At 41.8% G+C, this 12,287-nt stretch carries 9 protein-coding genes; 5 read left to right on the top strand and 4 right to left on the bottom strand.

Going from position 1 to position 12,287, the window contains the following annotated elements:
* Nucleotides 1–73: 73 nt before the first annotated feature.
* Nucleotides 74–457: an MAPEG family protein gene (locus L3V41_RS19140; RefSeq protein ID WP_062569468.1), complete on the bottom strand. Its 384-nt coding sequence runs from the start codon at nucleotides 455–457 to the stop codon at nucleotides 74–76.
* Between the two features lie 237 nt (nucleotides 458–694).
* On the opposite strand from L3V41_RS19140, the gene L3V41_RS19135 reads away from it, so the two are divergent.
* Nucleotides 695–1,573: a DMT family transporter gene (locus L3V41_RS19135; RefSeq protein WP_193988113.1), complete on the top strand. Its 879-nt coding sequence runs from the start codon at nucleotides 695–697 to the stop codon at nucleotides 1,571–1,573.
* A 40-nt stretch (nucleotides 1,574–1,613) separates the two neighbouring features.
* Here L3V41_RS19135 and L3V41_RS19130 read toward each other — a convergent pair whose 3' ends face one another.
* Entirely contained in the window at nucleotides 1,614–1,931 is a 318-nt protein-coding gene (locus L3V41_RS19130) for a multidrug efflux SMR transporter (protein ID WP_062569467.1), read from the bottom strand.
* Nucleotides 1,931–3,463 (bottom strand): carbon-nitrogen hydrolase family protein, encoded by a 1,533-nt coding sequence (locus L3V41_RS19125; RefSeq protein ID WP_062569466.1) that lies wholly within the window; start codon nucleotides 3,461–3,463, stop codon nucleotides 1,931–1,933. The genes L3V41_RS19130 and L3V41_RS19125 overlap by 1 nt, the downstream gene beginning before the upstream one ends.
* Nucleotides 3,464–3,718: 255 nt before the next feature.
* Here L3V41_RS19125 and L3V41_RS19120 point away from each other — a divergent pair, with 255 nt between their 5' ends.
* Nucleotides 3,719–4,819: a GGDEF domain-containing protein gene (locus L3V41_RS19120; RefSeq protein WP_237128305.1), complete on the top strand. Its 1,101-nt coding sequence runs from the start codon at nucleotides 3,719–3,721 to the stop codon at nucleotides 4,817–4,819.
* On the opposite strand, the gene L3V41_RS19115 is transcribed toward L3V41_RS19120, so the two are convergent.
* Nucleotides 4,812–7,094 (bottom strand): penicillin acylase family protein, encoded by a 2,283-nt coding sequence (locus tag L3V41_RS19115; RefSeq protein ID WP_237128304.1) that lies wholly within the window; start codon nucleotides 7,092–7,094, stop codon nucleotides 4,812–4,814. The two genes, L3V41_RS19120 and L3V41_RS19115, sit on opposite strands and share 8 nt — an antisense overlap.
* Before the next feature lie 168 nt (nucleotides 7,095–7,262).
* On the opposite strand from L3V41_RS19115, the gene L3V41_RS19110 reads away from it, so the two are divergent.
* The 3 genes from L3V41_RS19110 to nadE all read left to right on the top strand — a co-directional run bounded on the left by L3V41_RS19110 (nucleotide 7,263) and on the right by nadE (nucleotide 12,172).
* Nucleotides 7,263–10,637: a response regulator gene (locus tag L3V41_RS19110; RefSeq protein WP_237128303.1), complete on the top strand. Its 3,375-nt coding sequence runs from the start codon at nucleotides 7,263–7,265 to the stop codon at nucleotides 10,635–10,637.
* A 4-nt stretch (nucleotides 10,638–10,641) separates the two neighbouring features.
* Nucleotides 10,642–11,268 carry a DUF480 domain-containing protein gene (locus tag L3V41_RS19105; RefSeq protein WP_237128302.1) on the top strand — a complete coding sequence of 209 codons (627 nt, stop codon included), beginning with the start codon at nucleotides 10,642–10,644 and terminating at the stop codon, nucleotides 11,266–11,268.
* A gap of 67 nt (nucleotides 11,269–11,335) precedes the next feature.
* Entirely contained in the window at nucleotides 11,336–12,172 is an 837-nt protein-coding gene (gene nadE, locus L3V41_RS19100; protein WP_062569462.1) for an ammonia-dependent NAD(+) synthetase, read from the top strand.
* The last annotated feature ends 115 nt before the right edge of the window (nucleotides 12,173–12,287 follow it).

Below are 12,287 nucleotides of genomic sequence, written 5' to 3'. Positions count from 1 at the left end.
ACTTAAGACCCTAAAGCAAGCGCCTTATTTAAGCCGCTTGCTTTGTGGTTTTTACTGTTTTAATCAGTATGAATTATAAACACAGTGCAATCATCGCCACACAGCTCACGTAGCCAATCAGCCAAACTAACGAGCGCAAAATATCTTGGTTTATATAGTAAAAAATACAATATAGGACACGAGTAATTATATGCACAACAGCTAACATTTCAGTGGCTTGATAGATATTGTTGGTCGCAATCACCACCGCTAAAGCAACAGCAAAAACAACTAATGACTCAAAACTATTTTGATGAGCAGCCAGCGCCCTCGCCCCAAAACCTGTCAACTTACTTTGTTGATCTCTCGGGTGTTTATTGTCATATCCTTGAAGCTTATTTTGCGCAAAAGCCACGGGAGCTTTTGCTAAATAAGGTAGAAGAACTGCGATGAGTGCGCAGATAATCAGTGTTGTCATGATATTTCCTTATTTTTTAACTGTATTAGCTTACCCTAACGCAAACAAAAAAAAGCCGCTACTTATAACAGCAGCGGCCAGCAATAGCATCATTGTCACTATAGCCTAATGACGACATAAAAGCCCTGCGGCATATTGTCACAGCTGAGTTTTCCTCAAGTTGGTCGATAAGCTAATGCCCAAATACTTTGGTTTTGTTACTCTATACCCAAGCCCCCTCATTAATTTATTTTCAATATGACTTGGATTTTCTTAACCATTTTTGCGGCATTTATGCAGTCGTGGCGCAATGCGCTGCAAAGTAAACTCAGTGCAACAGTGAGTGTAGCAGGGGTGACGCTTGCTCGTTTTATTGTTGCCAGCCCAATTGCTGCCCTGTATTTATTTGCACTTTATCAATACCAAGACGCCGCACTACCAGACTTTAACCTGGCTTTTATTGGCTACATTGTTGGTGCCAGTATCGTCCAAATTGTTGCCACAGGTTTGATGGTAAAACTATTTAAAATGAATAACTTTGCAGTCGGTGCTGGGCTTGCCAAAAGTGAAGCACTGATGGCGGCTATTTTAGGGGTTATGTTTTTTGGCTCCGCACTGTCATTGCTAGGCTGGGTGGGTGTATTTATTGGTGCAATCGCCGTATTGCTATTAAGTGGCATCGCGAATGTTAAACACTTTAATTTGGGCACTGCACTCCTTGGGCTTGCTTGCGGAACTTCATTTGCTCTTTCATCATCATGGATCCGTGAAGCAAGTTTAAATTCAGGACTGACTTTCCCGCACTCAGCCGCATGGGTACTGGTACTGATAATCAGCTTACAAACGCTAATGCTATGCGCTTATATTACACTCAAAGAGCCCGATACATTTAAGAAAATGTGGCAGCATAAAGGCACTACTACCGCTGTCAGTGTTTGTAGCTGTTTAGGTTCAATCGGTTGGTTTAGCGCCATGAGCCTGCAGCATGTTGCTTATGTAAAAACACTCGGGCAAGTTGAAGTGTTCTTTACCATTTTGGTATCGATTCTTTGGTTAAAACAGCCGTTAAAACGCCAAGACACGGCAGGTCTAGTATTAATTGCCTTGGCTGCCATTTTGGTGATGCTACCCAATTAGGTGCATTTCTAGTCATTAAAAAAGCGGCTATGCCGCTTTTTTAATGACTAATTTTTAGTGTTATCACACCACTGATAATCAACAGTACTCCGGCAATACGGCCAAATGTGGCGGCATCACCGTAAAATAAAATACCCACCAAGAAGGTGCCTGCAGCGCCTATACCTGTCCATACTGCATAGGATGTCCCCATCGGAATATCTTTTTGTGCCAACCACAACATAAAGCCACTGGCGACCATAAAGACGACAGCAATAGCAATGCCTAACCAGCGACTCTCTGATTCTTGAGACATCTTAAGGCCAACAGGCCAGCCAATTTCTAACAGACCTGCGACAATTAAATACAACCACGCCATTATTGATCTCGCTTTTTCAAGATCACGTCATATAAATCTTCACGGCGATCTTTTAAGTTTCTTACCGTACCTTCGCTGTGCAAGATTTTCAGTTTATCCATATCTAAATCACTGAATAACAGCATTTCGGTATTCGGCGTTGCTTCGTTCAAGGTCGCATCATGGGGGAATGAGAAATCAGAAGGAGTAAGCACCGCCGATTGCGAGTACTGTACGTCTAAGCTCTCTACCTCAGGTAGATTACCAACAGAGCCTGCAATTACAACATAACATTCATTTTCGATTGCGCGTGCTTGCGCACAGTGACGAACACGTAAGTAGCTGTTTTTAGTATCTGTCCAGAAAGGTACAAATAAGATATCTAGCCCTTGTTTAGCGAGAATACGCGACAGCTCGGGAAACTCTACATCGTAACAAATTTGAATACCGACACGACCCGCATCCGTTTCAAATACGGCAATCTTGTCACCCCCTTGGATCACCCAGTCATTTTGCTCATGAGGCGTGATATGTATTTTGCGCTGCTCATCAATTTTACCGCTTCGATGACATAAGTAACTAACGTTATAAATCTTATCGCCTTCTGCCAGCGGCATTGAGCCGGTAATAATATTGGCATTGTATTCAACCGCCATGCGCGACATCGCATCACGGAACGTTTCAGTGTATTCGGCTAAATAACGAATTGCCTCAGTTTGATTGCATTGCTCGGTGAGCCCCATTAACGGCGCATTGAAAAATTCCGGAAATAAAATAAAGTCGCTTTTATAGTCAGACACCGTATCGACAAAATACTCAACTTGCTTAAGTAACTCCTCAACTGAGTCGACGCAGCGCATTTGCCACTGCACAGCACCTACACGCACTATAGATTTGGTTGATTCAAGCACAGTATCTGTAGGTTCAAACATGATGTTATTCCACTCTAACAACGTGGCATAACCCACTGACTCTTGGTCTTCTGGTAGATATTTTTTAAGTAAGCGTTTTACTTGGAAATCGTTAGAAAGTTGAAAACTTAAAATCGGATCGTAAAGCTCTTTATGATCCACTTTTTCGATGTACTCCATAGGTGACATTTCAGAGCTATGATTGTAATAACGTGGAATGCGCCCACCCGCCAAAATCGCACGTAAGTTATACTGACGGCATAATTCTTTTCGCGCATCGTATAAACGCCTGCCTAAGCGCATACCGCGGTGGGTTGACGAGATAACAACATCTAGACCATATAAAGCATCGCCTTCTGAGTCGCTAAAAACACGGTCGTGGCCATCAACAATATCTTCGTAAGTATGCGGGTTAGAAAAACGAGCGTAATCTACTTGTACACTCAAAGCGATACCCACAAGCACACCGTCATCAACAATGCCAATTTGACCTTCAGGGAATTGGTCAATTAAACGAAAAATGGTGTGGCTTGGCCACGCTCCACCTAAGCCTGGGTAAGCTTGATCCATCAGAACTTTGATTTGTGGATACTGCTCTTTGGTTAAATTACAAATCTCTAGATGCGTTTTTTCAGCCGACATACATACTCCTTTAGGGCATAACAGGAAACACAAAGCAAACTATACGGTAGCACATTTAAAATAGCTCTTTTAGAGTGGCATCAATTACACACTATGCCAAGCACCAGCATAATAAACAGCGTATGAATATGCGTTTAATTAAATCGACCCACAATAAACTTATTAATGAGTGAAGGTGATATTGGTGATTTATTCATCAGCTAAGCTATTCTCATCTATACTTTGTGTTTAAGCGCCTGCTTGTATGAGGTTCATTTGATAAAACATTTACTAAAACAATCAAAGCAGTCAGGTTTAGAAGAAATAGAACAAGTAAAGTTTTTAATCATTTCTAAAATCGCATATTTCGCACTGATAGTGCATGCGTTGCTCATTCCACTTTTTGCCCATGTGGGCGCTATTACTTTAGCTTTAGTCAATATTCTTAGTGTCGTTGCGTGGGGCAGCGGTATCTTTCTAATAAAACAAGGGTTGACCTCTTTAGCATTGAGAGTATTTTGTTTAGAAGTACTTATTCATGCTTTTGTGGTATGCGCCACACTAGGGCTCGATTTAGGGTTTCAATTTTATTTGTGGACTATCTCCTGTATTTTGATGATTGACTACCAATTATCACTAAAACGCGCTGCACTATACAGCTTATTGATGATCACTACCTTTGCTCTTCTATACATCTTTTTCAACGATGTACCTTATCAATATACCTACCCACAGCTTATTCCTTATGTACATTTAACAAATATTATTATTGCTGGTTTGCCTATGGTTTACGCTATTGGGCTGATCAGAGAGATTACGCTTTCACAGCGTGTTGAATTAACCGAAATGGCATCACGAGACCCACTCACCAAACTTTATAATCGTCGCTTTGCTAAAAAATTAATTTTAGCAACTTACAAAAAAAGCATCGAAACAGATCAAAGCCTGTGCCTTGTTATGGCTGATATCGATCACTTTAAACAAATTAACGATACCTATGGCCATGACAAAGGCGATGCGATTTTAGTCAATATTGCACAAGCAATAGGTGAATTCTTAAATGAAACAGATATAGCTGTACGCTGGGGTGGTGAGGAGTTTTTGCTCTTACTCGATAATACCGATGAGTATCACGGGTTACAAAAAATAGAAGCCTTGCGTGAACATATTGCGACATTAGACGCTCACCAAGAGCTACCAAACTTATCGGTGACAATGAGTTTTGGCTTAATTGAATGGCAACCCCTTGCATCTTTAGAGCGCATGTTGCAGCAAGCTGATGCAGCACTCTATGACAGTAAAGATGCAGGAAGAAATACTACCACGGTTGTAAAAGCATTCTGTTTACAACTGGATGATACTGATGCGGTCAATTAACCGCATCTATCGTAATACTATGCATAATGCTCTGTGGCATAAGAGGGGTGAGACCTTCGTTAACATAGTCATCAAATCCCGCACGATAGAACTCAGACAGCGGATGCCCAGATTGACCACCAGGAATTGCCATTATAGCTTTATCTAAGTGTCCTGGCTGTACAATAAATCGTTGTGAGGCACCAAAACTACGCCCTTGTACTGCTGGCATGAAGGTATCACCAAACCCTGGAGCCGCTGGCATGTTGAGCAACTTTTTGAGTATGGGAATTTGTTTTGCAAATGGATGCTCAATAACGAGCTTATTCACGCTTCCCCACTGCCAATTTTGCATGTTCTGTCCATATTGAGTGGTCAGCTTATCAAGGGCGCGATCAAATGCTGCTCGCATTTGCTCAGACCAATCAGCATAATCAGGGTTTAGCCAACCTTTCGGTTGAGTATTTATTAGCTGCCAAACTGCAGGCTCAAGATCTCGCTTCACGTGCTTTAAGCTGCCATCATACGTTTGCAGTTCATTTTCCAGTGGGCTGAACAGGCCATTAATCACTTCGTCACGGTAGTACTTCACTAACGTATAACCAATCGAATCTGCACATGCACATGCTTGCCAATTGTTTAACTCTGTTAGGGAAGCTTTATACTCATTGGGTCTACTTTCAAGTTGCTTTACAAGTAGGTTATGCCATTTTGTTAAAAAGCGAGCTTCATTATCATGCTGCAACTGATAAAAATCGCTCTCTGTGAATTGCTGCTTTTCAAATAAACGATCGCGGATCTGAGCCGAACGTGCGCCCATTGCATAAGCACCATTACCAAAGCGTTTATTATCTTCAGCCGAAACAACACGTGAGTTCCCCGTCCAAAGTCGACCACTTGCAGGGTTCTTAACATAGGGTCGCTCAGTTTCATTTTCGTGCCACCCTACTGGGTAATTTTGCTCTGAGACAGCAAGTTCGTTAGGGACCTTGCGTGCAGGAATCGCCCCCATGTTCTTCCAAGCTGCACTCCCACTATCATCTACAACCATTAGATTTTGTACAGGAATACCAACATCCGCTGCAAGCGCTAACGCATCATCAACGTTATTTGCTTGCTCAAGCTTTATTAGGTCCATATTAACCGCATAATCATGATGTGCCACCCAACTTAGCGCATAAGGCTTACCGTTTATATTTTTTACCGGACCATACTCACTCATGGTCAGCGTATAGTTTTCACTACTGCCATCATTAAGTAAAATCGCTTCATCTATCTGCCATGTTTTGTCGCGCCCGTCGAGTGCAATCCAATCTGCTGTATCCAAGTAGCCATTGGTAAAACCCCAAGCGACTTTATTGTTCGTGCCAACCACAATTGCAGGGGCACCAGGTAGCGAAACGCCTGTTATTTGTTGCATCTGGCCATTTAAAGGGTAATTTAACTGCGCTCTATACCAAATAATCGGCACCGCAAACGACAAATGCATATCATCAGATAACATCCCAGCACCTGTTTGCGTTAAATCCCCCGTAACAGCCCAATTATTACTGCCTAACTCCTTAGTATCTTTAATATGCGTGATCATACTCAAAGGTGCTGATAAGGAAGGAATCGAGTGATTGTAAGGAGCTAGCTGACTGTTATCGAGAGCTGCTTGATACAGGCTAGGTTGCGTAATAAAAGCAACCATCTCTTTACCAAATAGTTGCTCTATTTGAATTAAGGTTTTATCTCGTTCAAAAGTCGCAGTTTGCAAATCCAAATACATACTAAAAATAGTAAGTAGGCTGTCTTCACTTTGCCATGGTTTCGCTGTAGCAGCTGTTAGTAAATATTCAAAACTATCAAAGCCCGTTTGTGCGTGTCCCTCATTCACACCTTTTGCATATGTCGCCAATAGTGCTCGATCTGACGAAGGTAATTGCTCGAGTAAAATTTGGCTTCGTTTTCTCAACTGATGAAAGCGCATTGCTTTATCAAGTTCCAGTGCGGCTTTGCCAAATAATTCACTTAACTCTCCGGCTGCATTTCGACGCAATAAATCCATTTGAAAAAAGCGATCTTGTCCATGAGCAAAGCCAAGCGCATATGCCGCATCTAAACGACTTTGTGCATGAATCACAGCTTGACCTAGCACATCTCGTTCGATTTTAACGGATTGTTCAATTGCTGTACTTGTTCCCTTGCCATCCAGAGCGGGCAAGCTTAAGTTCAACGCGCCATAAATAAGCCCCGTAGCCAATAACGCAACGACGAGTAGACTCATCAACAACCATTTAATTATTTTAAACATATTAAATACGCTTCCGAAGGAGTTATAAGCCTATAGTAACCAGTGTTTTATGAAAAAATAGTGTTTCGATACAAATAATTAAATTTAGTTTTACGATTGTGTGCTTCATTTTTATTTACGACAGAAATTGTCTATAGTAGGTAGATAGTATAAAAACCGATACCTCTCATGCCACTCGCTACTGAAAATGATAATAAAAAGCTAAAAAAACTAAAGCTCACCTTCTGGCTTTCTTTAGGTTTAATTATCCTAATCGGTCTAGTCATTGACCATATCAACTATACGCGAGAGAAAGACGCCTACCGCTCACAAGAGCTTGCGAAAATAAGTACTTACCGCGCTGAGTTGGAATCAATATTGGTGTCAAACATTCAACTCGTACGAGGTCTTGCGGTTGCAGTGGCTGCAGAGCCTAATCTTAACCAAGCCCGCTTCTCACAAATCGCAACACCACTATTTGAAACCTCCTCTGAGCTCAGAAACATCGGCGGTGCACCCGATATGGTTATAAAAATGACTTACCCGATGGAGGGAAACGAAAAGGCAATTGGGTTAAATTTTTTAAAAAATAAAGCTCAACGCTCAGATGCCATAAAAGCACGGGACGAAAATAAAATTATTATGGCAGGTCCTCTTGAACTGGTACAAGGCGGCCAAGCGCTCATTGCTCGAGTGCCCGTATTTACCCAGCCAAACAATCAATTTTGGGGTCTACTGTCTGTCGTTTTAGATATAAATAAAGTGTATCAAAACGCAGGGCTCACTTCGCTTAGTAATGAATATGAACTCGCGCTACAAGGACGAAATGGTAAAGGGCTTGATGGCGAGTTTTTTTATGGTAATGAACAGATTTTAGAGACTAATCCACTCAGCTTTAGCATTTCATTCTCAGGCGGTCAGTGGCAAATGTACGCCACACCTAAACAAGGCTGGCAGCCTGCTAATTCTTCTATTTGGCCATTACGGCTGGCGATTATTCTAATTTGTGCTTTATTTGCAGGTGCATCTGTTTTTTTACTGAAAATGCTTGAGCGCCAATATAGAAACGAGCGCATGCTCGAGACCATGAGCGGTTTAGCAAAAATAGGGGCTTGGTCCTTTAATCTCGAAACTAAAACAGTATATTGGTCAGAAATGACCAAATTGATTTTTAAACTACCATTTTCAAGCCAGCCCGAATGGCCCAGTAATTTTGATTACTTCAAACCAGGCTATAGCAGAGACAAAATTCGCCACCTAACAGAAAAAGCGATTAAAAATGGCGAGAGCTTTGAAACACAAGTACAAATAATGACGTACGAAGGCAATCCTGTTTGGGTTCTTGTCAATGGCGAAGCTGAACATCACAACCAACGATGCGTGAAACTGTTTGGCTCTTTGCAAGATATAGATGCCCGTAAACGTGTTGAACTTGAAAACAGCAAAATAGCCCTCCACAATGAAATTTTAGCATCTTTAACTGTTAATGATGCGGTTTTAACAGGTAATCTCAACCTATCAAAACATATTATTGTGCAAGCAATTTGCCATGCCCTTGGCGTTGACCGTGCAGGAATCTGGCTCTTCAGTGATGATAGACAATCACTTAATAGGTTTGCGATACACGACCAGAGCAACCCCCAATTCAGCGAATCTATTGCTCTACAGCAAATCGACTTCCCTAATTATTTTGACGCCATAAATAACCATGCTGTGATAAGCGTAAGTGATGCACAATGTGATTCCCTAACAAAAGACTTATCTGTTGATTACCTAGAACACTTTGATATTCGTTCGATGCTAACTGTTATCATTCCCACAGGTAGCAAAACGATGGGGGTGGTTTGCGCAGAAATGTGTCACCACTGGCGTAAGTGGAGCAAAAATGAGGAAAGCTTTTTAATTGCAGTGGCGGCACTCATTGGCAGTTTACACGCCAGTCAACGACGAATTGAAACCGAACAGCAGCTTGTCCAAGCAAAAGAAGCGGCAGAGCAAGCGGTAAAAGCCAAAAGCGAATTTTTAGCCAGTATGAGCCATGAAATCCGAACCCCAATGAATGGCGTGATTGGCATGCTTAATATAATTAAACAAAGCAAGCTTGATGTTCAACAAAGTCATCACATTGCACTTGCTCAGTCATCAGCTGAATCTTTGCTGCATATCATTAATGATATTTTAGATTTCTCAAAAATCGAAGCCGGCAAACTAGACATAGAGAATGTATCGTTCAATGTATCGAAACTACTGGGAGATACCATTGAATCCTTTGCAATCAAAGCTGAACAAAACAACACCAAGCTGATTCTTGATGCCACTAATATCAAACATGAATTTATCATTAGTGATCCAAATCGAATTCGTCAAATTATCAATAACCTACTAGGAAATGCCGTCAAGTTTACTAACAACGGTGAAATAATCGTCATAGCTAGCTACGAAGAAGCAAACAACGACACCTTCTTGTGTTGTTCCATAGTTGATTCGGGAGTTGGCATCAAAGCAGATAAACAAGCCACATTGTTCGACTCTTTTACTCAAGCTGATGCATCAACAACTCGTCAGTATGGCGGTACGGGACTTGGCCTTGCAATTGTGAAGCAGCTCTGTCAACTAATGGAGGGAGATGTTGGGGTAGTAAGTGCGCTAGGTGAAGGCAGCACCTTTAATTTTACTGTGAAAGTAAAACTAGACTATGCACAACAACAACCCGAGCCGAGTCATATTATCGACAAGAAATTGATACTCATTGCAGATAACTGCAAGCTAAGCAGTGGTATTGCTAAAAAACAATTACAGCTATGGGGTGCTAAAGTAGAAGTAATTAATAATATTGACGGCTTACTTGCCCGTGCACAACAACCAACTGACTGTCATTTTGATGCTATTTTTATCGACTACGATCTATTCACTAAAGCGTCCAAAGCTCAACAAAAAGCGTTTCAAACCCACTTTAATGCAAGCCGTGGTAAGCGTATCCTAATGGCACCGATGAGTTTAACTGAAAAGCAAACAAGACACGTGTTAAAAGTGGAGAGTATTATTTTTAAACCCCTCACTCCTTCGGACTTATTTAACTCGCTTGCTAATGAAAAATACATTGAGCAGCAGCAAACCAACAAAGAGCCGATAAACGCAAAAATAGCAGAAGTTCACTCTGACACTGAGTCACAAGTACTTTTAGTCGAGGATAATAAAGTAAACCAAATAGTGGCAAGTGCATTGTTGAGACAAGCTGGAGTGAGCTTTGATATCGCAGAAAATGGCCTTGAAGCGATCTCATATTTGCTCAACAGAGAAGAGGCTCCTTACGAGCTTGTTCTAATGGACTGCCAGATGCCTGAAATGGATGGTTATCAAGCAACACGCTCAATTAGAGCATCAGAAGCGGGAGATGCACATCAAGACGTTAATATCGTGGCCTTAACCGCGAATGCAATGCAAGGCGATAAAGAACGCTGCCTCAGTGCTGGCATGAATGACTATTTAACCAAACCACTTAACTTTGATGCTTTAAATAAAAAATTACAAATGTGGCTAAGCCCTCATAAACACAGAGAGTAAAACAATGCACTTAACACCAAACCAACAACGCGTTATAGGTTGCTTACTTGAAAAGCAAATCACAACACCTGAGCACTACCCTCTCTCTTTAAACGCATTAACCAACGCCTGCAATCAAAAATCAAACCGTGAACCGGTTCTATCACTGAGCGAGTCGGATGTACAAAATATCATAGATGAACTGACCCATTTACGTTTAGTCACTGTTGATGAAGGTCTTTCGGGCCGAGTAAACAAATACGCGCACCGCTTTTGCAATACTCAGTTTGGCAGCTTACAGTTTACTGAGCAACAGCGTGCGATTATTTGCTTATTATTGCTAAGAGGGCCGCAGACCCCTGGCGAGTTACGCACCCGGAGTAATCGCCTCGCCGAGTTCTCTAATGTGAATGACGTTGAAATCGCCCTTGATGCCCTTATCGAGCAAGAACATGTTATCCGTTTAGCCCGTGAACCAGGTAAACGAGAAAGCCGTTATATGCACTTATTTGCTGACTCAGATAGCTTAGCAAAAGATATAGCTGATCATGAGCCTGAACAGGCCAGCAACAGCGAAGTTCAACAATTACGTGCCGAAATCGAAGAACTTAAGCAACAAATTAACGGGATAAAAGCGCATTTAGGTCTTTAATAAAAGCGTTGCTCGTAACATAATGTATAAGACGCTGAACAACCACAACGAAAATAGGAGCTCAACCATGCGTGCCGATATTCTGGCAGAAATGAAAGTCCAACCCACGATTGATGTGAAGGCGGAAATTACGCGCCGCGTCAACTTTCTAAAAAGCCGACTTTTAGCTGCGCATTCCCGTTCGCTTGTCTTAGGTATTAGTGGTGGTGTTGACTCATCAACATGTGGTCGTTTATGCCAATTAGCCATTGATGAATTAAACCAAGAACACAACACCAACGAATACCAATTCATTGCGGTGCGCCTACCTTACGGTGTGCAAGCAGATGAAGACGAAGCACAAATGGCCGTTGATTTTATTAAACCCAGTAAGCGCATGACTGTAAACATTAAAGCAGCGGTTGATGGGATGCACGAACAAGCAATGGCAGCTGTGGTCGGTGGCGGCGTTGAGCTTCCTGAGCAAGCAAAAATTGACTTTATTAAAGGTAATGTGAAAGCGCGTCAGCGAATGGTGGCACAATATGAAATTGCCGGTTTTAGCCAAGGTTTAGTTGTAGGCACCGATCACAGTGCTGAAAACATTACGGGGTTTTACACTAAATTTGGTGATGGCGCGTGTGATTTAGCGCCTTTATTTGGTCTTTCGAAACGTCAAGTAAGAGCGCTTGCTGAGCAGCTAGGAGCCCCGTCGTTGCTGGTTCATAAAGCACCAACAGCTGATTTAGAGTGTGATCGCCCAGGTTTAACAGATGAAGAGGCACTTGGCCTAACCTACGAACAAATTGATGACTTTTTAGAAGGCAAAGATGTGACAAGCGAAGTAGAAGATAAATTAATCGCTATTTACTTACGTACTCAACATAAGCGCCAAGCAATTCCTACTATTTATGACGAGCTTTAAGCGGCAAAATACCCAAGGGCAATTTAAAGCAATAAGCAAATTAGTTGCCCTCTCTTCCACGCTACACTGATATCGCCCCCTTAGTAATATCCTCATTTCTCAATATGATAAATGA

This window comes from Pseudoalteromonas sp. L21, from assembly GCF_021728035.1.
Classification (GTDB): Bacteria; Pseudomonadota; Gammaproteobacteria; order Enterobacterales; family Alteromonadaceae; genus Pseudoalteromonas; species Pseudoalteromonas arabiensis.
Note: the sequence above shows the minus strand (reverse complement) of the source record. Positions and strands in the feature narration are given on the sequence as shown.

Coding starts and splice junctions, on each gene's coding strand:
- L3V41_RS19130 (WP_062569467.1), bottom strand. CDS start 1,931: ATGGCGTGGTTGTATTTAATTGTCGCAGGTCTGTTAGAAATTGGCTGG.
- nadE (WP_062569462.1), top strand. CDS start 11,336: ATGCGTGCCGATATTCTGGCAGAAATGAAAGTCCAACCCACGATTGAT.
- L3V41_RS19115 (WP_237128304.1), bottom strand. CDS start 7,094: ATGTTTAAAATAATTAAATGGTTGTTGATGAGTCTACTCGTCGTTGCG.
- L3V41_RS19135 (WP_193988113.1), top strand. CDS start 695: ATGACTTGGATTTTCTTAACCATTTTTGCGGCATTTATGCAGTCGTGG.
- L3V41_RS19105 (WP_237128302.1), top strand. CDS start 10,642: ATGCACTTAACACCAAACCAACAACGCGTTATAGGTTGCTTACTTGAA.
- L3V41_RS19110 (WP_237128303.1), top strand. CDS start 7,263: ATGCCACTCGCTACTGAAAATGATAATAAAAAGCTAAAAAAACTAAAG.
- L3V41_RS19125 (WP_062569466.1), bottom strand. CDS start 3,463: ATGTCGGCTGAAAAAACGCATCTAGAGATTTGTAATTTAACCAAAGAG.
- L3V41_RS19140 (WP_062569468.1), bottom strand. CDS start 457: ATGACAACACTGATTATCTGCGCACTCATCGCAGTTCTTCTACCTTAT.